Genomic DNA, 25,383 nt, shown 5'->3' with positions numbered 1-25,383 from the left:
AGAGCGGCTTTTGCCGACAATAGTCTAAATCTCATTTAATTCCGCTAGGGAAATAATGTATATTTCAAAAATAAATATTATGAATTTCCGAAGTTTTAAAAATCAGGAAATCTTATTTGGCAATGGCGTGAACGTAGTGATTGGACATAACAACGCCGGCAAGACGAATCTACTAAAAGCGCTCGCAATGGTCATAGACCCAGCTGCGAAACGAAGGTTGGATGTGCATGATTTTCACAAGCATATCCCCATCAAAGACCTTAAGGCAAATCCGCCAGCAGTTCTCATCACTGTCACGTTTAGTAGTGGCGAGGATGAGAAAGACGACTTACGAATGGTTGCAGACTGGCTTACAAAACCTGACGCGGCTTTTGAGGCTAAACTTTCTTACGAATTCTTCCTACCCGATGCAGAGCATCAGTCATATTTTAATGCAGTGAAAGATATAGAAGAGGCGGATAAGGATGCCTGTATAAAGGTTTGGAGTTTCATCCAACACGATTTCATTCGCCACTACAAATATCGACTCTTAGCGGGAGCTCCAGAAGAGCAGCGTGGTGCAGATTACGATGCGACGAAAGGATTTGACTTCCAGTTCCTGGATGCGATTAGAGACGTTGAACGTGATATGCATACTGGACGCAACGCACTTCTGCGAGAGGTCCTTGATTTCTTTATGGATTACGAAGTCAAGTCACTGGACTTGGCTATTCATACGAAGGAAAAAAAAGAAGAGCAAATTCGAGTTATTCGCCGAGATTTTGCGCAAAAATCCTCGGACCTAATGGCAGTCCTAAAGGGGCGGATGGAAAGCGGTAAGGTTCAAATTCTGGAATATGCCCATGGCACTGGTGCCTCCTTCGATGGTGCCAAGCCCGACTTCGACGGCACCATTTCGGATGTTGAATTATTCTCGGCGTTGCGCTTAATTGTTGAGCATAGTACAGGTATAAAAATTCCCGCGACTCATAATGGTCTAGGATACAACAATTTAATTTATATGTCTCTTTTGCTTGCGAAAATGCAGATGAATTCGGATGTAAATTACATGGGAGGAAACTCAAAAATTTTCGCTGTTTTAGCTATCGAAGAACCAGAGGCTCACCTTCATCCTGCTATGCAGTATAAATTCCTTAAATTTTTGAAACTCAATAGAAAGAAAAAGAAAGTAAGGCAGGTTTTTATTATTAGCCATTCTGCTCATATTACAGCTGCAGTGGATTTGGACGAAATTATCTGTATAAGTAGCATCAATGGCGATTGCAACGTCGCCTACCCGGGTAAAGTGTTTCCAGCTGATGGGAAAAGTAAGCTGTATGTACAACGGTTTCTTGATGCCACAAAATCTGAGATGCTTTTCGCTAGAAGTATAATTTTTGTTGAAGGCTTGGCCGAACAGATGCTTATGTCTGTTTTTGCACAATATCATGGCAAACCATTGGAAGATGCCCAAATCGCAGTTGTAAACGTCGGCGGAAGATACTTCGAACATTTTTTGCATCTTTTCAAACCGGGCGAGTTGCACACAATCAAAAAGACTGTCGCGTGCGTAACCGACAGAGACCCGGAGAAGAAATTCGACGACGGGTATGAGAAATGTTATCCGTTCGAGGTGCTGGACGTTGGAGAGTATAGACAGAATCCAGTTCTTCAGAGAAACAATGATGAGAAAATAAGATATTTTTCTCAAGATGCCAAGTTTGGAAAGACATTTGAGTACGATTTAATTCGGTATAACCCTACACTTGAGTTGCTTTTGGGCGAGACAGTTAGCAATTTGAACGAGTTAAAGAAGTTAATGGAACACGTAACCGCCAAGTCGTCGATTGGCGATATGACGGCTGAATTCCATAAGGGTAAAGAGACCAAACGAATTGCTTCCGCGATTCTATTGGCTCACAACTGGACAGACGATGAAAAGCGCGTCGCTATCGTGGCTTCTAGGTATCTAAATGCAGTCGGTAAGGGCGAGAACGCCATTCAATTAGCGAATTCTTTACTGCGCAATCTGTCCGCACCCATAGCTGAAAAGAAGGCGTTCCTCGTTCCTGACTACATCAGAGATGCAATTGACTGGGCGCACACGTGATTGAAATTGATTCTGATTTTCGATTGCTTAACCCCAATGTGAATTTTAGAATTGTGGCAGGACCAGGCGCCGGAAAGACGCACTGGTTAGTCAACCATATTCGCAATGTCGTTGCCAATGGCAGTGAGCTGGAGAGATTTGGGAAAGTAGCCTGCATCACTTACACAAATGTCGGTGCGGATACTGTAGTACGGCGTCTTGGTGCGGCATCCACCCGCGCCGAGGTCTCCACGGTTCACAGTTTTTTCTACAAGCACGTCGTTAAGCCGTATTTGGGTTTCATCGCAGCTGACCTTGAGATTGATTTAGGTAGAGTTAGCGGCCATGATGAAACCATCATTTCGGACTATCAATTTTTGAGCGATTGGAAAAATGCTACCAAGCAGAATTATCTACGCGACCATGAGGCGATAGTCGGAGTTTTGAGTGTGATAATTTGGATACTAAACCCTAAAGGTGAGGTTGAACTGAAGGTACGACGCAGAAGGCCGGGTCAAGCGCAAGTTCGAAACAATTCCCTAGTCCTATACAAAAAAATGGCTTGGGCTAGAGGTGTCATCCATCACGACGACATCATGTATTTCTCATACCTGCTGTTCACCCGTTTTCCCTTTCTAGTAACTGCCGTCGCCTCTAAATTCCCATATTTCTTTGTTGATGAATTCCAAGACAGCAACTCATTACAGGTAGAGATTTTCCGGCTAATAGCAGTAGAGGGTTCGTACGTTGGGATTATCGGCGATTTGGCTCAGTCTATCTATGGATTTAATGGCGCAAGTCCTACCGATTTCAAGAGCTTTGCTGCGCCTGGTATCGTTGAATATGTTATGCGACAGAATCGAAGAAGCTCCAATGAAATTATTGATGCGCTGAATTCAGTTCGAAAAGATATTGTCCAAATACCGTTTCGCAATTTCTCCAGTGGGTTGCCTGAAATTCTTGTAGGAGACATGCGTCTCGCTATCAATAATGTCGCAGCTAAATGTCAAGGTGAAGAGACCGTAACCTTATCTAGACGAAATGAAACGGTTCAGCTTGTGAAGAATGAAGGCATAGCGCCAATGCATCCTTTAAATTTGTTTGCGCAGGCAATTTCTCACGACTCAAACTGGACAAGACGCGAGATTCTGATTAGTTGCGTGAAAGCAGTCGTACTAGCGCGCGATGCGAATTTTTCAGCTGGGCTCCGAGAAATGCTCAAAGCGCTCAAGCATCTCTACGACGACGAAGTTGCAGAAAATAAAAAAGTAGAAATCTTGATGAGTCTACTTACGAATCTCCCTCATTACAGTACAGGCGCGATGTCAAATTTCGCAACGTTCTTGAATGCGAAGTACAAGTTTAAGATGCAGGGGTTTGCTGCTGGGAGGCCTAAGCTTTTCTACGAAAAATATAGTTTTGCGGATTTTTCTGCTTGCGTGAAGCAGACGGAGGAAACCGGTATTAACCGAACAATGCACAAGTCGAAGGGTGATGAATTTGAGAACGTGCTCCTGTTAACATCGAGTGTCGACGAGATTGGCCTGTTGCTAAAGCCTGACTTGCTGAAGAACGAGGGGCATCGCATTCTGTACGTAGGCATTAGTCGGGCCAGAAATCGCTTGTTCATAAGTGTTCCCGAGCTCGCTCCTGAAGCCAGGAAGAAGCTCGAGAAAAGATTTAAAATTACCGACCTTCCAGCGTGAGCGCTGCTGCAGTTTGCGTTAGGTCGAATTTTACTTCCGAATCGCCACGACCATTGTAGGCACTCCGGATCCATAATTTAAGCGAAGGAGATAGGCCATCCTGAAATGGCGATTCGTCGAAATAACTAAGATCATCTACGATGATTTTGCAATCGGAGCGCGCGAGCTCAAGAATGTTCTTGGCCGTCTGGGAGCGCCCCTTAGCCGGTTGCGAAGACTATTTCAGCATGAGGCGCTGTGGCATGGATAATCTAAACCATAGCAAGACCCTCGCCATACCCTTTCTCCTCTCAGCCTGCGAGAACGCTACATAGCGAGTATCTTATGGCCCTGGCCGAGCGTCAAATGCAGGACGATGTCGATGAAAGTGAGGAACTACCCAGTCAGACTCAACCTCGAATCACGGGGAATGTGCCACAACACCGTATTAATGATAGCACCTTCGGCCGACGAGGCCGTTGCTAGCTTCATCCTTACTCACACTTATTCATTTGCAAGAAAGAATAGTCGAGGATTTTCCTCCCATAAATCACTTCCATTTCAATGATCTTCTTGCCCATCGCTTACACAGCCTTAAGGTACGCAGAAAAATTATCGAATCCAGATACCACTTCGCAGGTACTGAACTGCTTTAGAGCAATTTTCGGCTCGTTGAGTAGATTGGCAAGAGCTTTGTCGGTAAAGAACGCGTGAGCACTTGGCAGTGCGAGCTGCGCCGCTACGAAATCGGCGATATCCCCCTTGCGAAACTTTCGATTTTCAACGTGTCGGACGGTCGCATGGAGATTTGCCTGGATTCTCGCAGTTATAAGGTGCCTGCTACCAGGATTTTCGTGCCAATGGATAATAGCCATCAGTGCTTGAGCCTTGGCCGGAGGAAATCCGTTAATCTGCGGTCCATCCGGCACATGGAATCGCATGATACCCGATAACTCCACGAGAAGCGCATCTGGATAAGTTTTAATTTCGTGCTGATGAGCAGTCATGCCTTCATTCATTTCTTCAATGCCCGCCGTATTGTCCCATCGCGGAGATCCGGACGCAGCAGCCATTTCGAGATGGGCTGAGGTCGGCAGCGAGTGAACGATGTCCAGCAACGTCTTCTCAAACGCGAGCTTCTCTGGGCCCGGCAACAGATCCGGAATTCGCGCTTCCAGTTTGCCCATGATTTCCATCGGATGGCAGAACCTTTCGGGTTCCGCGCCAGCATCGCGGGTTGCCTTGCGATTGAACAGCGCCAGCTCTCGGCCAATCACGTCATTCGGAGGTTGGCAGCCGACGTTCATAGAGAATTTCTCGACGAGATCTGTAAGCGTCGAAAGAGAGACTGGATCCTCCATCGATTGCAGCTCAAACATGGTCGTGCTTCCGATCGGGAAAATGCAGTTATTTCGGACCCGGTGGCTGTTCATTGCGCCGGCGAAATCGACCATATCGTCGGTCAGCGTCTTCTTTTCACGCTCACAATCGCTGAGGCACTTCCACGCGTTGGTATCGAGATAAATGACATGCTTGGATTGGATGCGATCGCGAATCGCGCGTCGCTGATTTTCACGATAGTCATCGTAAGAAACTGCCGGGTTTGCGCGGTGAAAGGCAAACCGCTCAGATGCTAATACTTGATCGCCTTGGAGATACTTATCGAGTGGACTGGAGCGTTCTTTCACTTGGTTTTCCTCATCTTCTTGTTATTGTCATGGAATCGATTTTCGTAGATTTTTGAAAATCTCGCTCCAATGCCTTCCATTATTGGACCATCTGAATCTCGTTCAACGTGTGGTCTGCGTCCCCGGGTGCTAGCGCCTCGATCCATCGCGATATGTCACGATGATACCTTGCTCTACACGACAAAAATCGGAATTGCCTGGAATGCCTGCCGGGCAGCGCCCCGCCGTGTCCGCAGTGTAAATCGCGCTCAAATCGCCAGCGCCCGCAACGGCCAAATCGACCGCTCCTTCCGCCGCGGCGCCGGCGGCCGCACTGCCGCTCGCCCCTGCGGCGGCTCCCCCCGGCCTTTCACCGAGCAAAAACTGGAAGCTCAACGAGCTAAAACAGCGCTCGGCCTGAAACCCAACGCGCTCGAGACCAACTACCTGGTGAGCTGATACAGGTAAAAAGCGTCTATCGTACAGCAGGGTTCTATCCCAGCAGGAAAAGATATCTATTCTGGCATATTTCTCGAGGTTTTATGACGTGGAGGCTTGGAGAAGGTCGTCCCCGCTGTGCCACATTCACCGCACAAATTGCCAACAATTCTTTTGGCCGGTTACAGTTTTCGTGGTCCATTGTCAGTCTGAAAGCCAGGTAAACTGTTATCTATTACTCGTCTACCGTTGCCAGTGTTTTGAAAGCTGAGGTAACCTGACATTTTCGGACACTTCTATTTGATAAACGTGTCGAAGGGAGTGAAATCATGAAACTGACTACATACGCGCCGCAGTTCCGGGCAGAGGCTGTCAAGCTGGTACTTGCACAGAGCCTCACACTGGACGAAGCCGCAAAACGAATTGCCATCTCCAAAGGGACATTGGCGAACTGGGTGAGCACTGCGAAGCGCGGCAGCGATACGACGGCCCCGCCAGGCAGCTGCGGAAATTTGCAAGCACGCAGATCACCAGGACGGGCCTGCCGAGTGCCAGCCCACAGCGGGGGAACTTGGAGCAGCCGGATCCGTGCCATGTACCATTATTACCGCTCAGCACGACTACATGAAACGTCCCTTGACTCTGACCACAATGCGCCGCACTCTCTTCCACACCGCCCTCGCTTGCTACCCCTTGCCGATGGCCTCTTCCAGTTGATTCTAATGGCCGATCTTACTCGAGAAACTGGCCCGTTGTTTTCGCTGCTCAGGCTTCGACGGCTAATCGGTATTGACGCAACAGCTTAGCCGGGAGCACAGAGTTTGCGCTCGAAAAGTGTTGCGTTCGACACGACTTAACGCGCAACAGGGCAAGGCCCTCATACAGCGCAACGCCAATCCTGTCTAAATTAATGAGTTCTCCATTACGGTCCAGCGCAACACTTCGCCCAATGTACCAAGATTGCGTAATTCAGTGAGTTAGAATGGTGTTGCGCATCGGGGCAACTTCTGCACAAAATGGATAAATACCGTGTACTGAAGGCGTTGCGATTCAATGTTAAGAAAAATCGAACATTTCGGCCATGTACTCACGGACGAAAATATTGGAGGAATGCATGAGTGTGAGACCGAAGAGCATTTGGAAGGCGCAGCTTCCATACAATTCTTTCTATTTCCTTTTGGCACTGATCGGGCTGTGGAGGGCGCATACTCTGTGGGGATTTGTCTTGCCCGCCGCTTCGGTAGGAATGACAGCGATAGGAGCCTGGTATATTGATAAAGTACAGGCGAGAAAAAGAGACGACTGATTCAACGTCATTGCGACGTCTCGCTGCTCCCGTCCGACAGCGGCTCATCCTCCTCCTGACTACCCTCGCCCGCCGGGAAACTGGCAAGCGAGGGCGTCATTCTTGACGTGGCGGCACAGATGTTTTGCCCACGCCCCACTGTTTCGCCAACAGTCTGCGCGCCATACTGGATCCATGCTCAACACTAACCAGGATCTTTACATGCGTATTCCGACTTTTGGCGCCGGTACTTTCCGCCTGCAAGGGCAAGTCGTCATCGATTCCGTGCGCAACGCGCTCGAACTGGGCTACCGCGCCATCGATACCGCCCAGATCTACGGCAATGAAGCCGAAGTTGGCCAGGCCATTGCCGAAGCTGGCGTGCCGCGCAGCGACCTGTTCATCACCACCAAGATCTGGGTCGACAACTACGCCGACGACAAGCTCATCCCCAGCCTGCAAGACAGCCTGGACAAACTGCGCGTGGACGCGGTCGACCTGACCCTGATCCACTGGCCGGCGCCAGGCAAAGGCGTCTCGATCGAGGCGGCCATGTCCACCCTGGCGCGCGCCCGGCAGCAAGGGCTGACGCACAAGATCGGCGTTTCCAACTTCAATATCGCCAATACCAAGCAAGCCATCGGCGCCGTCGGCCAGGACGCCATTGCCACCAACCAGATCGAACTGAGTCCGTACCTGCAAAACCGCAAGCTGGTCGCCTATCTGCAGGAACAGAACATTCCCGTCACGTCCTACATGACGCTCGCCTACGGCAAGGTGCTGACCGACCCGGTTCTCGGCGAGATCGCCGGCCGCCACCAGGCTACGCCGGCCCAGGTGGCGCTGGCGTGGGCGCTGCAACTTGGGTATGCCGTGATCCCGTCGTCGACCCAACGCGAGAACCTGGCCGGCAATCTGAAGGCCCAGGCATTGCGCTTGAGCGCGGACGACATGGCCCGGATCGCCGCGCTGGAACGCAACGGCCGCGAAGTCAGTCCTGCCGGGCTGGCGCCGGACTGGGACTGACACCCGCTGTTTTCGAGGGTTGATTGACGTTTTGGACCTGCGTACGCATACTTCACACGCCAATCCCGCCCAACGTCAGGAGTCCACATGCTCTCGCGCATTCAAGTTCAGGAAACCCTCGGTATTGCCAACGCCCTCGGGCTGCTCGATCAGGGCGCCGCTGACGACGTGCTCGCCAGCTTCGACCCCGGCTCGCCGTTCCGCGCCGTGCTCGAGGTGGCAGACTGCATGCACGTGCATATCAAGGTGGACGACACGGCCAGTTTGCCGCGCGCCGCCCTGCTGGCCGGCGGCGCCGTCATCGACAACGAGAAAGATGGCTACATCAAGTTCGCCTGCCCGAGCGGGATGAACCTGATTTTTTCGTCGATCAACGTGGCCCAGGACGACCTGCGCGAAAGCCCGGACCAGCGCCGCCCGCGCCCCTTCCTCGACCATGTCGGGATCGACCTGCGCGACCCGGCGCCCGCGGTGCGCTCGGCGTTCGACGGCATTGTCGCCATCGCCGACCAGAACGGCTATCCGCGCAGCTCGCAGGGCGGCGCCGGCAAGGCCGTGTTTTGCTGCCACGTCAGCGTCGCCGAAAAGCACTGGGTCTACCCGACGCGCGCGGCGCAACGCCTGACGCCGGTGGAAATCGCCTTCGGCCCGCTGGTGATCAATGCCGACAGCAGCGGCTGCGACCTGCGCCCGACCGATCCGTCGCTTGCGGCCGCCAGCCCGGCTTGCGGCACGCGGTGCGGCGCGCCTTGATTAGCAGTCAATGTTATCGAAAGAAATATTTTATTTCCACAAGTATCATCCCTGTGATGTAATCGGGTCACTTGTCGCTGTAAAGACAAGCCGATAATTACACGGAGATACTTTGAAAACTAAAAAGTCCACACGCTTGTCCTTGCGCCCGCTCGTGCGCTCAACCGGCGCCCTCGCCTGCGCGCTGGCTTTGGCCGTCGCCATGAGCGGCTGCGGCGGCGGCGATGACGGCGGCAAGGGCAACGGCAGCGGCACTATCGGCAACAATTCCGATACCAAGGTCCGGGTCGCGCCCAACGCGGGCGATAACTGGACCCTGGTGCCACCCGCCGAGGTCGGCATGGATGCGGCCGTGCTGGCCGACGGCATCGCCAAGCTGCCCGACGCCGCCAGCCATGGCATGTCCAGCATGCTGGTCACCCGTTACGGCAAGCCGGTGCTGGAACAGTACTGGAACGGCTACGACAAGGACACCCTGCACGACCTGCGCTCGGCGACCAAAAGTATCACCTCGCTGATGGTGGGCGTGGCGATCGACCAGCGCATGGTCGGCGGCGTGAGCGATACCCTGAACAGCTACCTGGGCGCCGCGTATCCGAACGCGCCGGCGTTCCGGCTCGGCCTCAAGCTCGCCGACATGCTCACCATGCGCAGCGGACTCGACTGCAATGACTGGAGCGCCAGTTCGCCCGGCCACGAAGACAAGATGTACCAGCAGACCGACTGGGTGCGCTTCTACACTGCCCTGCCAGCCAGCGCAGCGCCCGGCAGCCAGACGCACTACTGCACCGGCAATCCGGTTGCGCTGGGCCGCGTGATTGCCGTGGCCAGCAAGAAGCCGGTTCCGGCGTTTGCCGATGAATTCCTGTTCGGCCCGCTGAACATCAAGAGCGCCAAGTGGGCCTCGTTCGACAACGGCGCCCAGACCGATACCGGCGGCCACATCCAGCTGCGCCCGCGCGACATGGCCAGGCTCGGCCAACTGGTCGTGCAAAAGGGCCAGTGGAATGGCAAGCAGCTGGTATCGGCGGCGTGGATCGCCGAATCGACGCGCCAGCACACGCAATTCGCCAGCCTGCCGCAACGCAATGGCTACGGCTACTTCTGGTGGCGCAGTGTCGAGACCGTCAAAGGTACATCCTATGACGTCATCTACGCCGACGGCAACGGCGGCCAGTTCATCATGATCGTCCCGGCGCTCGATATCGTCGCCGTGTTCACCGGCGAGAATTACAACCTGAGCAAGGCCGCATTTCCCTTCGACGTGCTCGACCGCACCATCCTGGCCGCGATCAAATAGGCTGCCCGGCAGTCCAGGCGCGGCCCGACGGCCGCTCGGGTACGCGCCTGGGAAAAACGTCAAATGTGTAATCACAGCAAGTTTCTCAACTGCTACAATTCCATTTTTCATGTCCTGGGCGGCGCGCCGCCCAGTGAACCGAAAGCGTCCATGACCGATACCCCACTTTCCGCAACACCGCTCGCCGAGATCAACGGCAGCTATGCCAACCGCGACATCCTGGCCGGCGAAATGAGCCTGCGCCTGAAGAACGGGCGCGCACAGGAAGTCGTCGATTTCTTGAGGGAATGCGACGAATCGGTCTTGAATCAGCTGGGGTATGCAAGCGGCGAACTGGCGTGGGAAACCGATGCGGCGACCTGGCTGGCGCTGGCGCAGCTGACCGTGCCGCGCGGCGTCCTGCTGCGCGAAGGACGGGGTGCCGGCAGGCAGCGCAACGACACCTTTTCGCGCGAACTGTGCGAACTGGCCGAGCAGTACCTGGCCGGCACCGGCGCCCAAAAAGACGCCCTCATTTTCGTCATGCGCAATATTATCGACCGCCTGGCGTATCCCGGCATCCCGCGCCAGCGCGTGTTCAATCTGCTCGAATGGAACCTGGCCCTGAGCCGAGCGGCGGGCTGGACCGACGACCAGGGCTACAATATCGTAAGCGACCTGGTCCAGACGCTGGACCACACGGTCGACCTGATCGCCCTGTCCGGCACGGCGGAGCGCTACTTCGAGACGGCGCTGCACGTCTTCAAATGCCGGGCGCGCGCCGGCGATCTGCGCACACGCTGGTTGCCGTGGCACGACTTCTTCCAGCAATACCCGGAGTACATCGACCGCCATCACAGCGCACTCGGCGATCCGGGCTTGATCCTGCGGCGCTGGGAAGGCGCCGCGCCCAAACTGCGCGGGGACATGCTCGCCAGCCTGATGCAGATGATGCGCTGGTATGACGGCGCCGACCAGGCGTATGTCGCCGAGACCATCGATCAACTGGTACGCATCGATGAAGCCTTCCTCGGCATTGCGCTGCGCGAGCGGCCCTACAACGTCAACCTGGCCACCGCCACCCTGATCTGGCAGCGCCAATATCCCGGCCTGGTGCCAGTCCTGCTGCCATTGATGACGGGATCCCGCGATTCGGTGGGGCAATACCGCGAGCTGGTGCTGGAAATACTCTCCAGCCGGCCCGATCTGATGCAAAGCGCGGTGGCGGCCAACCTGGACCAGCTGATCCCGCTGCTGGGCGCCGACCTGCTGCGCACTCTGCTGCCGGACGTGGGCACGCTGATTGGCAAAAGCGCCTCGAAATCGCTGCGCGACGCCATCGCCGAGGCCGGCAAAACGCTGGCCATCGCCGATATCGTCCAGGCCGGCTGGCTGAACGTACGCAACAAAAACCTGCGCCTGGCCTGCAAGGACTTGCTCATCGCCCATCCGGACCAGGCCAGCGCCAGCCCCTTGCTGGCGGCCATGCTCGCCGCCGGCCAGCTCGACGCGGCAACGGCCAGTTCGGTCGAGGCGCACCTGGCCCAGGGCACGCCGTCGGCCGAGCCGCAGACCGGCGCGGCCGCACTGGCACGCCTGGAAACGCAAGCAGCCGGCATCAAGCGCTGGTCGGCCGCCATCAAGCCGCTCGACACGGCGGAAACCCTGGCGCTGTTCCAGCCCTTGTCCGAACACGCCGCGCGCGCCGCGCTGCACCTGGCCGCCACTGCCGAAGACGGCTTGCCGCCGCTGGCCGGCGCCCTGCTGGCGCAACTGCCGGTTGAAGCGCGCGCGCGCTTGGCGCTGCATCTGGTGCAATTGTGGATTGGCAGCGAGGGCAATCCCAAGCTGCGCTTTGTGCTGCAACTGGCCGTAAAAGGGGCGGATGACCGCATCGTCGACCTGCTCAGCGAAACGGTGTTCAGCTGGGCCAAGACGCGCAAACAGCGCGCCGTGATCGCCGTGGAGCAACTGGCGGGCGTCGATTCGCTGTATGCGCTGGCGCGGGTGCTGGAAATCTCGGAATCGAAAAAGGTCAGGGGCATGATCCCCGAGGCGGCGCTCGACGCGCTCAAGGCGGCCGCCGCGCGGCGCAAGCTGGCCCTGGCCGAACTGCTCGACGAGCTGACCCCGGATTTCGGCCTCGGCCAGGGCATCTCGCTCACGGTGGGCGAGGCCAGTTACCGCGTCGTGCTGCAGGGCGACCTGAGCCTGCGCCTGGTTGACGCCAAGGGCAAGGTGTCGAAAACCCTGCCGGCGAACAAGGATGACGCCACGCGCGAGGCCTGGGACATGGCCAGCAGCCAGTTCAAGACCGTCAGCGCCAGCCTGAAAGCGGTGGCCAAGCTGCAAGCGCCGCGCATGCTGGCCGCCCTGGTCACCGCCAAGACCTGGAGCGCGCCGCGCTGGACCCAGCTGTTTCTCGATCACGCGGTGCTGAGAATCATGGGCCGCAGCCTGATCTGGCAAATCCGGGGCGCGCATCCGCGCAGCTTCCGCATCGCCGAGGATTTTTCGCTGCTGCAAGCGAACGACGACGTGCTCACCTTGCCGCCCGATGCGCAGCTCAGCCTGTGGCATCCGGCCACCGCGCTCGCCGGCGAAGCCGAGGCCTGGCGCAGCAATTTTGCCGATTACGAGATCGTGGCCCTGATCGACCAGATCGGCGCGCCGGCCGCCCTGCCCCCTGAGGCGTCGATGAGCGTCGAGCACGTGCTGGCGCCGGCCGGCTTGAGCGTGGTGCAGGAACAGCTGGCGGCGACCCTGACCCGCTGCGGCTACCGCAAGGGGCCGGTGAACGACGGGCCGTCGATCGACTGGCACGAATGGCATCTGCCGGCGGCGCAGCTGGCGGTGCATCTGGAAAACGGTTACTGCTCGCCGATGATGGAGCTCGGCAAGCCCATCGAGGTCCACGGGATCCGGATATGGAACACCGACACCGGCGCGAGCGTGCCGCCAGCGAGCCTGCCCGTGCCGCTGCTGGCCACCGTGTGGTCGCATTTACAGTTACTTGACGCCAAACGCAATCAATAGACCAAGATCATGAACGAACAAGAACAGACCGTGAACGCTACCCTCCTTTCCACAAAACCATTGAACGAGATCGGCATCAAAGCCTATGGCGAAGATGCGCTGGCCAGGGAGATCGGCGAGCGCTTCGAGAACGGCCGCGAGCAGGAAGTGATTGCCTTCATCCAGCAATGTGACCGCTACGTCTTGAAAAAGCTGGTACACGTCGAGCCCGAACACGCCGTCTGGCGCCGTAGCAGCCAATTGTGGCTGCGGTTTTTCCGCCTGACCGCGCCGCGCCATATCCAGTTTCCCGAACCGTACCCGCATGCGCGGCAGCGCGACGCCGCGTTCTCGCATGAATTGCGCGCGATTTCCACCACGCTGATTGCCGCAGCCGTGGCCGGCAGCGGGGCCGGCAGCCCCGAAGAAGCCGCCACATTCGTGCTCGATAACATCATCGAAATGCTGCCGTACGACGGCATGCCGCGCGATGAAGCGCTCGGCCTGCTCGCATGGAACCAGGAACTGCGCGCGCTGAACGGCACAGCGCAGGATGACTTCGACCGCAATCGGACCCGCCTGATGCGCTGCCTGAGCGATCCCGCGGACCTGCTCGCCTACGCATCCCAGCACGAGCGCTACTTCGATGACGCGATCGTGCTGCACCGACATCGCAGCGACGACCAGCCGCGACGGACACGCTGGCTGGCCTGGCACGCGTTCTTTCATGGTCACCCGGAGCGTTTCGACAAGCACCAGCAAGACATTGTTGATCCCGCGCTGATCTTGTGGCGCTGGCCGCAGGCAACGCAGGAACTGCGGCTGGCGATGGCGGAAACACTACTCGATACCTTGTACCGCGGCGACAAGAGCGATCGGCCGGTTTTCCTCAAGGCGATCGATCAGCTCATGGCTGACAACCAGCCGCTGTTTGCCACCTTGATGGTCGAGAAAAGCTATCTGTTTTCGGGCAGGGTCGCCACCCTGATCTGGCAAAAGCAATATCCGGGCTTGCTGCCGGCGCTCCTGCCGACGATATTGGAAAGTTACCACTCGCTGGACGAATATCGCGACACCCTGCGTCCGATGCTCTCGCGCCAGCCGGAGCTGGCGCTGACCATTCCGGGCGCCAGCATGGAAAAAATCCTCCCGCTGCTGACCACGGACATCGTGCGCACCCTGCTGCCGGTGCTGGGTACGGTCATCGCCAAGAGTACCTCGAAAGCGCTCGGCGCGGCGATGGTCAAGGCAGCCAAAAAGCTGACCATCGACGACATTGCCGGGTCCGGCTGGTTGGCGATCCGCAACAAGAACCTGCGCAAGGTGTGCAAGGACATCCTGCAAGCGCACCCGGACAAGGCCGGCGCCGCACCGCTGCTGGCCAGCCTGGAGGCGGCCGAGGCCGGCGCGGCGGCAATCGTCGCGGCGCGCGCGCCAGCGCCAGCCGCCCCGTTTACGAGCGAACTGGAGCGGATCGAATTCGAGGCGTCCGTCATCAAGCGCCTGTCGGTCGCCATCGCCCAGGTCGACAATGCCGAGACCCTGGCCCTGTTCCAGCCGCTGTCCGAGCACGCGGCGCGCACCGCCCTGCACCTGGCCGCGACCAGTACCGAGGCCCTGCCGCCGCTGGCCACGGACTTGCTGGCCCAACTGTCGCCCGAGAACCGCGCGCGCCTGTCCCAGCGCCTGGCCGAAACCTGGATCGGCAACGATGGCGAGCCGAAAATGCGCTGGATGCTGCGCCTGGCGGCAAGCGGCGCGGACGACCGCATCGTCGACCTGCTCAGCGCGACGGTATTCGCCTGGGGCAAAACCAGGAAACAGCGCGCGGTGGTGGCTGTAGAACAACTTGAGCTGATCGATTCCCCCTACGCCCTGGCCCGCGTGCTGGAAATTTCCGAATCGCGCAAAGTGAAGGGGATGGTGGTCGACGCCGCCGCCTACGCCTTGCGCGCGGCCGCCGCGCGGCGCAAGCTGAGCCTGGGCGACCTGCTCGACGAGCTGACCCCGGATTTCGGGCTCGGCCAGGGCATTACCTTGACGGTTGGTGCGCAAAGCTACCAGGTGGTGTTGCAGGGCGACCTGAGCCTGCGCCTGGTCGACGCCAAAGGCAAGGCCTCGAAATCGCTGCCTGCGAACAAGGACGACAGCCTGAAAGAGGCATGGGAAGCGGCCGCCAGCCAATTCAAGATCCTCTCCGCCAGCCTGAAAGCGGTCGCCAAACTCCAGGCGCCGCGCATGCTGGCCGCGTTCGTGACCGCCAGGAGCTGGACTGCGCCACGCTGGACCCAGCTGTTCCTCGATCATCCGCTGCTCAAAATCATGGGCCGCAGCCTGATCTGGCAAACCGACGGGGCGTCCGGCGTCAGTTTCCGTATCGCCGAAGACTTTTCCTTGCTGCAAGCGAATGACGAGGTAGTCACCTTGCCGCCCGATGCGCACGTCACCCTGTGGCATCCCGCCACCGCGCGCGCGGGAGAACTCGCCGCATGGCGCAGCAACTTTGCCGATTACGAACTCACGCCCCTGATCGACCAGACCGGCGCGCCGGCCGAACTGCCCCCCGCCGCGTCGATGACGGCCGAACGCCTGCTGGCGCCCGCGGGCCTGACGGTGTTCCAGGAACACTACGCTGCGATTGCCAGCAAGTGCGGCTACCGCCAGGGGCCGGTGGGCGACGGGCCGTCCATCGACTGGCACGAATGGCCGCTGCCTGCAGCCCAGCTGGAAGTGCGGCTCGAGAACGGTTTCTGTTCGCCGTACATGGATATCGGTACCCCAATCGAGGTGCATGGCATCGAGGTGCGGGCCCTCGGTGGCGGCTACAAGCTGGTGGCGCCCGCCAGCCTGCCGAAAGCGCTGCTGGCCACCTTGTGGTCGCACCTGCAACTGCTTGAGGCGAAACGGGTCGCCTGACCGATGCAAGACAAGCATCGCTTCCTCGACCCGCTCGCGCAGATGGATTTCGGCTTGAGCGTGGACGGGGTGTGGGCGATCGAGCGCGAGATTGCCGCCCGCCTGCGCGCGGGGCGCGGGCAGGAGGTCATGGATTACGTGGCCCATTGCGACATCGAGCTGCTGCGCTCGCTGGCGCGTCTGGGCGGCGGCCGTGCCATCTGGCAGCAGGATGCCGCGCTGTGGCTGGCATTGACGCGCATCACGGTTGCGCGCCAGGTCATGTTGACGCCGCCGCCGCCGGAATCGATCCAGCGGCGCGACGCGGCGTTTTCAAGGGAGATGCGCGCCATTGGCGAACGATGCATGGGGAGCGCCGAAGCCTGTGCGTTCGTGTTGCACGAGATCGTCGATCTGCTCGCCTACCCCGGCATGCCCCTGGACGAGGTATTCGATCTGCTCGACTGGATCCTGACCTTACGTCGCGTGAATGGCATCCCTGACGAAAAAGTCCACCGCCACGGCTCGGCCGGCCTGATTGCATGCCTCGCTTCCACGGCTGACCTGATCACGGCTGCCACCAAGGCGCCATGTTTCTGTGAAGAGGCACTGGATGAGCATGCGGACCGCACCAGTGTCTCGCCCACCGGCCAGCGCTGGCTGCCCTGGCATGAATTTTTTGCGCAATATCCCGACCTGTACGACCGTTTTCACCGGCAGGTGCCCGATGCGGCGCTGATCCTGCGGCGCTGGCCGCAAGCATCCCCTGAGCTGCGAAAGGCCCTGGCCGCGACCTTGCTGGGCGCCATTCAGGAAGACGACAGCGGCAACGTCCTTGCTGCTGCCGACCAGTTGATTACTTCCAACGAGGCCGTGTTCGCCACGCTGCTGCGCGAGCAAAGCGCACTGTTCGGCCCGTCGCTTGCCGGGCTGATCTGGGAAAAGCGCTATCCCGCCTTGCTCCCCCTGCTGTTTCCCTTGATGACGCAGAGCCGCCGCGCGATCGACACCTATAAAGACATCTTGCGCCCGATCCTGTCGGGCCAGCCGACATTGCTGCTCACTGCCGCGCCAGGCAACCTGGACCTGCTGATTCCGCTGTTGTCCACCTCTCAACTGCGTGCGATCCTGCGGCAGCTGGGGGCCATGATCGTCAAAACCACCTCAAAAGCGGTGCGCGATGCCTTGGTGGCCGCGTCCGCCCATCTGGAGCTCGACGAGATTCGCGCCGCCGGCTGGCTCAACGTGCGCAACAAGAACCTGCGTCTTGCGTGCCGCGACATCTTGCTGGCCCACCCGAACCAGGCGGGGGCCACGCCGCTGCTGGCCGGCATGCTGGCTGCGGGCGGGCTCGATCCGGCCTCCGCCAGCTCGCTGGCAGCCGTGCTCGCTCCCGTGAATGCGAATGCCGCACCGTCGCTGGCAGAGCTGGAAACGCAGGCGGCCGCCATCACACGCTGGTCGGCCGCCATCAAGCCGCTCGACCATGCGGAGGTGCTGGCGCTGTTCCAGCCTTTGTCCGAGCACGCGGCGCGCGCCACGCTGCACCTGGCGGCGACCGGTGACGACGCCCTGCCGCCGCTCGCCACGGACCTGCTGGCCCAGCTCTCCCCGGAGCATCGCGCGCGCCTGGCCCTGCATGCGGTGCAGACCTGGATCGCTGGCGAAGGCGAGCCCAAGCTGCGCTGGATGCTGCGCCTGCTGGCGAATGGCGCCGACGAGCGGATTGCCGAGCCGCTCGGTGCGGCCGTGTTTGCCTGGGGCAAAAAGAGCAAATACCCGCGCGCGGTGGTCGCCCTCGCCCAGCTGAGTGCGCTCGATACGTCGTACGCCCTGTTGCGCGTGATGGAAGCGGCCGAATCGATCAAATTGAAAGGCCCGGTGGTCCACGCGGCCGTCAAGGCGCTGGATGCGGCGGCGCAGCGGCGCAACTGCGCCATGGGCGAGCTGATCGACGACGTGACGCCGGATTTCGGCCTCGCCGACGGCCTCGCGCTCGCGAGCGGCGCGCACAGCTACGGCATCGCGCTCCAGGACGACCTGAGCCTGCGCCTGGTCGACGCCAAAGGCAAGCTCCTGAAATCGCTGCCGGCGCACAAGGACAATATGGACAATCTCACCCGGGACGCGTGGCAGGCTGCCGCCGGCCGCTTCGCCACCCTGGCTGCGGCAGTCAAAACCAGCGCCCGGCTGCAAGTGCCGCGCCTGACCTCCGCCTTCATCACGGGCAGATCGTGGGACGCGCAGCGCTGGACCCGACTTTTTCTTGCTCATCCCTTGCTGCGGATAATCGGTCGCAGCCTTGTCTGGCAGGCCGATGGCGCCGCCAGTTTCCGCATCACCGAGGATTTTTCGCTGATCGACGCCGATGACGAGCCGTTCCACCTGGCGCCGGACGCCCGGATCGCCCTATGGCATCCGGCTGGCGCAGCGGCTGGCGAGGCCGAAGCATGGCGCGCCCATCTGGCCGACTACCAGCTCACGCCCCTGATCGACCAGACCGGCGCCCCGGCCACCCTGCCCCCGGCGGCGCAGCTGACTGCCGACGGTCTACTGGCGCCCCCGGGCCTGAGCATGACGCAACCCGATCTGGCCGCGATCCTGGGCAAGGCCGGCTACAGCGAGGGACAACGGTCCGGAACGCACGCCTAATGATTACGCCTTGGTGCCGAGCGCGAATTGGCCCAGGTCGCTGCTGGCCACGGTCTGGTCGCATCTTTTGTTGCTGGATGCAAAGCGTCTGGCCTGATACGCTGTTACCTTTTTCAAAACCCAACCAGGAAGCGCACGCATGAACAACACCACCGCCGCCCAGCGCCTGCCGGCCGAAATGCGCTTTGCCGCCGAACTGGACGCGCTGGCGCAGGCCGACAGCGGCCCGCGTCCGGCCGGCTGGCGCCTGTCGCCGCGCGCGGCGCGCACCTTCATCCTCGGCAGCGGTACGGCGCAAGCCGGCGGCGTGACCATTACCCGCAAAATCCACGGCAACGATGCGCTGGTCGAACGCGCCATCGTCACCCTGGCCGGCCAGCGCGGCCTGATGCTGGCGGGCGAGCCCGGCACCGCCAAGTCGCTGCTGTCGGAATTGCTGGCGGCCGCCATTTCGGGCAACACCACGATCTCGGTGCAGGGCGGCGCGGGCGTGGTCGAGGAACAGATCCGCTACGGCTGGAACTACGCGCTGCTGCTGCGCGACGGCCCCGGCAACGCCGCGCTGGTGCCCGGCCCCCTGCACCGGGCGATGCAACTGGGCCTGCTGCTGCGCTTCGAGGAAATCACCCGCTGCGCCACCGAAGTGCAGGATTGCCTGGTGCCGGTGCTGTCCGAACGGCTGCTGCAGATTCCCGAACTGAAGGAAGAACAGCCCTACCTGCTGGCGCAGCCGGGTTTCAATGTGATCGCCACGGCCAACCTGCGCGACCGTGGCGTGAACGAGATGTCGGCCGCGCTCAAGCGCCGCTTCAACTTCGAAACCATGCAGCCGCTCGAGAGCATCGCCACCCAGGTCACCCTGATCGGCGACGAGGTGCGGCGCGAACTGCTGGCGGCAAACATCGGCGTGGCCGTGCCGCCCGATGTCTTGACACTGCTGGCGAGCGCCTTCCACGAACTGCGCGCCGGGGCGGTCGACGGCATCGCCATCGAACGGCCCGGCACCGTGCTCTCGACCGCGCAGGCGATCAGCGTGGTGTGCGACGCCGCCTCGCAATGCTGGTATTTCGGCGAAACCATCCTGCGCCCGGCGCATGTGGCGCGCTACCTGCTCGGCACCGTGATCCAGGACGACCAGGAAGACCGGCGCCGTTTCAGCGAATACCTGCGCATCGTCGCCAGAAAACGCAGCCTGCGCCCGGACTGGATGGACTTCGTGGCGGGCGCGCGTGAATAGTGAAGCGCAAGCGCGGCTCTCGCCACGACCGGGGCTGATGTTCGCGCCGGTGCGCCATCACAGCCCGCGCTGCGCCCATCACTTGCGCGAGCTGGTGGCCGCGTTTGCGCCGCAGCGCATCCTGATCGAAGGGCCGGACGAACTCAATCGCCTCATGCCGCTGCTGCAGCACAAGCAGGCGAAGGCGCCGCTGGCGGCGTATCTGCACGCGGTGGCCAGGGTGGATGCGTTGCGTTGCCGCGCCTACGTGCCGCTGACGCCCTTTTCGCCCGAATGGGTGGCCCTGCGCGAAGCGGCGCGCCTGCGCATCGGCGCCAGCTTCATCGACCTGCCGTTCGCCACCCGCGTGGCGGACGCCGACAACAGCGCCTATTTTGCGCGCGCACCCGAGCCAACCCTGGCCGACGAACCGCGCGCCGACGTGATCGCGGCCCTGGTCGCGCCGAGCGGCTGCCAGGATGTCGACGCCTGGTGGGAGCGCCATTTCGAGTCGGGCCTGGATGCGCCCGACGCGCGCGCCTATTTTGCGTCCCTGCTCGTCTTCGGCGAATTGCTGCGCGAAGGCGCCGCCATGGACGCGGACAACGCAGCGCGCGAAGCGCACATGGCCGCCAGGATCAGCGAAGCGCTGGCGCTTGGCGAGCGCTGCCTGGTGGTGTGCGGCGCCTACCACGTGGCCGGCATCAGCGCCCTGCTCGACGCGCCCGCGCCGCCCGTCACCGCTGCGGCGCACGAGGTCGGCGTGCATCTGATCGCCTACCCGATGGAGCGCTTCGAACGCTCGCAGCGCTACGGCGCCGGCATGCCCGCGCCTGGGTACTACCAACGGGTATGGCACGCCTGGCAAGCGGGAGACCTGACGCCTTACCAGCAACCGTTTGCGGCGCTGGCGATCGAACTGGCCCAGGCCCTGCGCGAGAACGGCATTCCGGTCAGCCTGCCCGATGCGATGGAAGCGGTGTCCATGGCGCACCGGCTGGCGGCGCTGCGCGGCTGCTATCCGGGCCTGGCCGAACTGCGCGAATCGCTGCGCAGCACCATGCTCAAGGATGACAGCGACGCGGCGAACTTCGCCGCCACCCTGGCCAGCCTGCTGGCGCGCGGCCCGGACGGGGTTCTGCCGCCGGGCATGCCGGTCGCGCCCCTGCTGGCCGACGCCATCGCGGCGTGCCTGCGCCACCGCATGCCCAGCCGTTTCGGCGAAAGCAAGAAGAAGGACCTGGACATTTACCGCAGCGAGCGCCACCGGGCCGCCTCGCAATGCTTGCACCAGCTGCGCTTTTTGGGCGTGCCGTACGGCGAGCGCCTGGCCGGCCCCGATTTCGTGAACGCCACCAACCTTGGCCGGGTGCGCGAAATCTGGAGCCTGCGCTGGATCACCGAAACGGCCACCAGCCTGACCGAGAACAGCCGCTATGGCGCCAGCCTGGTCGACGCCGCCGTCAACAAGCTGCTCGAACAACTGGCGCAGCCTTCCGGTTCGCCGGCCGACCTGGTGCTGCACGTGCTGGCGATGGGGCTCGACAAGGTGGCCGACCAAGTCCTCGACGGGGTCGAACGCTGGCTGGGCGACAGTTACGACGCACTGGCGCTGGCCCAGGGCACGGCCAGGCTGGCCCTGGCCTTCGAAGCGCGCCTGGCGCTCGGCGGGGTCGGCATGGCGCGCCTGCTGCCGCTGCTGGAACGCGCGTTCGGCCAGGCCTGCATCCGCCTGCCGTGGCTCGGCATGACCGATGCGGCGCGCTCGCAAGCTATGCTGGCCGCGCTCGACGACCTGCACGGCATGATCCGGCGCCAGGCGCAATGGACCGATCCGGCGCTGTTCTACGACGCCTGCGCCAGCCTGCACGCAAGCGAGGTGGCGGCCCGGGTGCGCGGCGGCGCGGCCGCCATCCTGACGGTGTCGGGCACCTGGTCCGCCAGCCAGGCCAGCGCCGCGCTGGCCGCCACCTTTGCGCTGGCCCACACGGCGCCGCAGGCGATCGCCGACTACATGCAGGGATTCCTGCGCATCGCGCGCAACTGGATGCTGGCCAGCCCGCAGCACCTGGACCAGCTGAGCGCCGTGCTCGCGGCCTGGAGCGAGGATGACTTCCTGACTGCGCTGCCATCGATGCGGCTGGCGTTTTCGCAGCTGTCGCGGCGCGAAACCGATGAACTGGCGCGCGTGCTGGCCGGCCCGTCACAGGCCCCGGACCTGGCCGGCGAGCGTGTTCCCGACATGGACACACTGCGCCACAGCCACGTGTGCCGGGAACAGGTGGCCGCCATCATGCAGCGCTGGGGAGTCGGTCCATGACCCGGCCCGCACTCGATGCGGACACGCTGCGCCGCTGGCGCCTGGTGCTGGGCGCGGCCGCCGGCGACGGCCTGCGAGGGGCGCCGCTCGACGCCGACGACCGCCAACGCGACCAGGCGCTCGGCTACCTGTACGACCGCGAACAGGACGCGCAGCAACGCGATCGCAGCGGCGGCAGCGGCCGGGCCGACCCGGCGGCGGTGCAGTGGCTGGGCAAGGTGCGCACCTTGTTCCCGCAAACCGCGGCCGAAGTGCTGCAACGCGACGCGCTCGAACGCTACCAGTTGCACGGCCTGTTGACCGACCCCGCCGTGCTCGACACGGTGACCCCCAGCATGGACCTGATGCGCATCCTGCTCGGACTGCGCCACATGCTGCCGCCGGCGGTGCTGGCCAAGGCGCAGGAGATTGTGGCCAAAGTGGTGGCCGGGCTGGAAGCACGGCTGGCGCCGCGCGCGCTGAGCGCCTTCGCGCCGCGCCGCCAGCGCCATGCGCGTGGCGGCAAGGCGCGCCTGGCGGACCTCGACTGGCCGCACACCATGCGCCACAACCTGCGTCACTACCAGGCCGACACCGGTGAGCTGATCGTCGAACGCCTGTTTTTCAAGCGCCGTCACGAACAGCGCCTGCCATGGCATCTGTGGATCCTGGTCGACCAGAGCGGCTCGATGTCGGAATCGGTGATCCACAGCGCCGTCATGGCCAGTATTTTCGCGCGCCTGCGGGCGGTGCGCACGCGCATGCTGCTGTTTGCCGACGATGTCACCGACGCCAGCGGCCAGTTGCACGCGCCCGAAAAACTGCTGATGTCGGTGCAGATCGGCGGCGGCACCAACATCGGCGCGGCGCTGGCGTGCGCGCGCGGGCAGATCGACACGCCACGGCGCAGCGTGGTGGTGCTGATCAGCGACCTGTACGAAGGCGGCACGCGCGCGCCCTTGCTGCGCGAAGTGGCGGCGCTCACGCGCAGCGGCGTGACCACCCTGGTGCTGGCGGCGCTCGACCGCCAGGCCGAACCCGACTACGACCGCGAAACGGCGCGCCAGATGCAAGCCTGCGGAGCCGAAGTGGCCGCCATGACGCCGGACGCGCTGATCGACTGGCTGGCCACGCGGATGCAAGGCCGATGAGCACACTGTTCGACTGGATCCGCAGCCTGGATGAGGACAGCGTGGCCGCCTGGGCCAACAAGGGCCTGGTGCGGCGCGGCCTGAAAGTGCTGGCCGACAGCGCCGACGCGCACTGGGCCTGTGGCGCCGGCGAGGCCACGGCGCGCATCGACGGCTTTACCCAGCACATCGGACGGGTGGGATTCGAGCATGCGCGCTGCGACTGCCCGGCGCAGGTGACCTGCCACCATCTGTGCGCATTTTTGCTCGGCCTGGGGCGGCATGTGCCGGCCGCCGGAACGGCTGAAAACGCGGTTGAAAGCGCCGCTGCGCCCGACTGGCGCCTGCTCGACAGCGACAAGCTGGGCGCCGCCCTCGGCGCGGCAGCGCTGCGCAAGGCCTTGCAGTGGCTGGCCAACGACATCGAAGCCGATCTCGAACACCAGGCCGGGTCGGTCAGCGGCACACTGGCGCTGGCCGAGGCGGTGACGGTGCGCCTGCCGGCCGTCGGCGGGCTGGCGGCGGCCCTGTGCACTTGCCGCAAGCCGGCCTGCGCGCACCGTGCGCTGGTGGTGCTGCAAGCCAGGCGCGAGGCCGGCCAGCCGATTCCACCGCTGCCGCCGGTGGCGCTCGACGCCGACGCCGGCGACAAGCTGGCGCACCTGCACGGCTGGTTGACGTCGCTGGTCATCCAGGGATGGTCGGGCAGCGGCCAGGCTTTTCTCGACCAGGGCGAGGCGCTGGCGGTGGAGCTCAGGCAAGCGCAGATACCGCGCGTGTGCGCCGCCTTGCAGCAGTTGGTCGCCTTGCTGCGGCAAGACAGCGGCGGCGCGCAGGATGCGCTGGCGTCCCTGTGGATGCTGCTGCGCGGCTTGCAGGCATCGCCGCCGCCGCGCCCCCTGCGCGAGCTGACCGGCGTGCACCGGCGCGGTTACGGCGCGGTGAGCGACCTGGAATTGCATTGCGCCGGCGTCGAGCGCTGGGAGACGGCCGGTGGCCATCACGGCTTTTCGGTGCACTTTTGGGCGCCGGCGCGACAAGCCTGGCTGGCCTGGTCGGAAGTGCGCCAGAAAGCGCTCGCGCCCGAATGGGACCCCGACCAGGCGCTGGCGCAGGCCGACCTGGGCGGGCTGGCCCTGGCATCGATGCTGGGGGCGCCCTGCACCCTGGTGGCGGGCTGGGTCAGCGCCAATGGCAGGTTGTCGGGCCGGGATGGCACGCGCATGCAGGCGACCCACGGCCAATTGCGCCTGCCCGTCCTCGACAACCTGGCGCCCCTGGTCGCGCGCATGGCCGCCGACCTGCACGCCGATCCGTGGCGCCTTGCCGCGCCGGCCGCTTGCAGCATCGCCATCACGGAGCAAGGGCCGCTCAATGACGAGCGCAATGGCGGCGCGTGGTCGATGCAGGTGCGCGACGCGGCCGGTAACCGGGTGCGCCTGCAGGGCGAGGTCGACGGCGTCAATGCGCTGGTCCGCGAGGAACTGAACAAGGCGCAGCGGTTGGGAATGCGGATCAGCGCCGTGTTCGGCATGCTGCGCATCGAACAGGGCGAGCTGCTGATGCGCCCGATCAGCGTGCGCTGGAGCGGCAGCGCGCCATGGCGCGACCTGAGCGTGCCGTGGCTGCGCACCGACAAGGAGAAACCAGGATGACATTCCCGGACTGGCTGGACGAAGGCTGCGCCTGGCTGGCGCAAGTGCAAAAAATCGGCTTGAGCATGGCCGGGCGCGAGTTGCTCGACCGGGGACGCGGCTGGCAGCGGCGCGGCGAGTTGCTCGGCTGGCACCAGACCGGCCGCCTGTTCCAGGCCCTGGCGCGCGAAGACGCGCCGATGAGCGAGCGCGCCGCCGCCCTGCTGGACCTGGCCGCGTGGCTGACGACGGCGCGCCGCGTCCTCCAGGCGAACGCCTTGGCTGCCGACCTGGCTGGCCAGCCATAAAATATCGGCCAACATTGTAGTATTGTGGCAATA

15 protein-coding genes and 1 pseudogene are annotated in these 25,383 nt (G+C 61.9%); 15 read left to right on the top strand and 1 reads right to left on the bottom strand.

What is annotated here, in order from left to right:
* Positions 1-55: 55 nt before the first annotated feature.
* Both F0185_RS04655 and F0185_RS04650 read left to right on the top strand, forming a co-directional pair.
* Positions 56-2,089 (top strand): ATP-dependent nuclease, encoded by a 2,034-nt coding sequence (locus F0185_RS04655; RefSeq protein WP_167222020.1) that lies wholly within the window; start codon positions 56-58, stop codon positions 2,087-2,089.
* Positions 2,086-3,774, top strand: coding sequence for a UvrD-helicase domain-containing protein (locus F0185_RS04650; protein WP_167222018.1), 1,689 nt, complete (start codon positions 2,086-2,088; stop codon positions 3,772-3,774). The genes F0185_RS04655 and F0185_RS04650 overlap by 4 nt, the downstream gene beginning before the upstream one ends.
* 563 nt (positions 3,775-4,337) lie before the next feature.
* Here F0185_RS04650 and F0185_RS04645 read toward each other — a convergent pair.
* Positions 4,338-5,441 carry a hypothetical protein gene (locus F0185_RS04645; protein WP_167222016.1) on the bottom strand — a complete coding sequence of 368 codons (1,104 nt, stop codon included), beginning with the start codon at positions 5,439-5,441 and terminating at the stop codon, positions 4,338-4,340.
* A 168-nt stretch (positions 5,442-5,609) separates the two neighbouring features.
* On the opposite strand from F0185_RS04645, the gene F0185_RS04640 reads away from it, so the two are divergent.
* The 13 genes and pseudogenes from F0185_RS04640 to F0185_RS04580 all read left to right on the top strand — a co-directional run bounded on the left by F0185_RS04640 (position 5,610) and on the right by F0185_RS04580 (position 25,350).
* A complete protein-coding gene (locus F0185_RS04640) occupies positions 5,610-5,879 on the top strand; it encodes a hypothetical protein (RefSeq protein ID WP_167222014.1) in 270 nt (89 codons plus the stop codon).
* A gap of 308 nt (positions 5,880-6,187) precedes the next feature.
* A pseudogene (locus F0185_RS34685) lies at positions 6,188-6,361 on the top strand (transposase); the annotation flags it as partial.
* A gap of 1,004 nt (positions 6,362-7,365) precedes the next feature.
* The gene (dkgB, locus tag F0185_RS04630; protein ID WP_167222010.1) at positions 7,366-8,169 is read left to right on the top strand and encodes a 2,5-didehydrogluconate reductase DkgB; all 804 of its coding nucleotides are present in this window, start codon (positions 7,366-7,368) and stop codon (positions 8,167-8,169) included.
* Between the two features lie 87 nt (positions 8,170-8,256).
* Positions 8,257-8,922: a hypothetical protein gene (locus F0185_RS04625; protein ID WP_167222008.1), complete on the top strand. Its 666-nt coding sequence runs from the start codon at positions 8,257-8,259 to the stop codon at positions 8,920-8,922.
* A gap of 112 nt (positions 8,923-9,034) precedes the next feature.
* Positions 9,035-10,222 (top strand): serine hydrolase domain-containing protein, encoded by a 1,188-nt coding sequence (locus F0185_RS04620; protein ID WP_167222006.1) that lies wholly within the window; start codon positions 9,035-9,037, stop codon positions 10,220-10,222.
* 150 nt (positions 10,223-10,372) lie between these two features.
* Positions 10,373-13,237, top strand: a complete 2,865-nt coding sequence (locus F0185_RS04615) for a DUF4132 domain-containing protein (RefSeq protein ID WP_167222004.1) — start codon at positions 10,373-10,375, stop codon at positions 13,235-13,237.
* 9 nt (positions 13,238-13,246) lie between these two features.
* A complete protein-coding gene (locus F0185_RS04610) occupies positions 13,247-16,132 on the top strand; it encodes a DUF4132 domain-containing protein (RefSeq protein ID WP_167222002.1) in 2,886 nt (961 codons plus the stop codon).
* Between the two features lie 3 nt (positions 16,133-16,135).
* The gene (locus tag F0185_RS04605; RefSeq protein ID WP_167222000.1) at positions 16,136-18,763 is read left to right on the top strand and encodes a DUF4132 domain-containing protein; all 2,628 of its coding nucleotides are present in this window, start codon (positions 16,136-16,138) and stop codon (positions 18,761-18,763) included.
* Between the two features lie 139 nt (positions 18,764-18,902).
* On the top strand, positions 18,903-20,000 hold the full coding sequence (locus F0185_RS04600; protein ID WP_167221998.1) for an ATP-binding protein: 1,098 nt from the start codon (positions 18,903-18,905) through the stop codon (positions 19,998-20,000).
* Positions 19,993-22,299 carry a DUF5682 family protein gene (locus F0185_RS04595; protein ID WP_167221996.1) on the top strand — a complete coding sequence of 769 codons (2,307 nt, stop codon included), beginning with the start codon at positions 19,993-19,995 and terminating at the stop codon, positions 22,297-22,299. The genes F0185_RS04600 and F0185_RS04595 overlap by 8 nt, the downstream gene beginning before the upstream one ends.
* Positions 22,296-23,429, top strand: coding sequence for a VWA domain-containing protein (locus F0185_RS04590; RefSeq protein ID WP_167221994.1), 1,134 nt, complete (start codon positions 22,296-22,298; stop codon positions 23,427-23,429). The genes F0185_RS04595 and F0185_RS04590 overlap by 4 nt, the downstream gene beginning before the upstream one ends.
* On the top strand, positions 23,426-25,063 hold the full coding sequence (locus tag F0185_RS04585) for a hypothetical protein (RefSeq protein WP_167221992.1): 1,638 nt from the start codon (positions 23,426-23,428) through the stop codon (positions 25,061-25,063). The genes F0185_RS04590 and F0185_RS04585 overlap by 4 nt, the downstream gene beginning before the upstream one ends.
* A complete protein-coding gene (locus tag F0185_RS04580; RefSeq protein WP_167221990.1) occupies positions 25,060-25,350 on the top strand; it encodes a hypothetical protein in 291 nt (96 codons plus the stop codon). Before F0185_RS04585 ends, F0185_RS04580 begins: the two co-directional genes overlap by 4 nt.
* Positions 25,351-25,383 lie beyond the last annotated feature (33 nt).

Origin of the sequence: Massilia rubra, from assembly GCF_011682065.1 — a bacterium.
Taxonomy (GTDB): domain Bacteria; phylum Pseudomonadota; class Gammaproteobacteria; order Burkholderiales; family Burkholderiaceae_D; genus Telluria_A; species Telluria_A rubra.
This window is presented reverse-complemented; position numbering and strand designations above follow the sequence as displayed.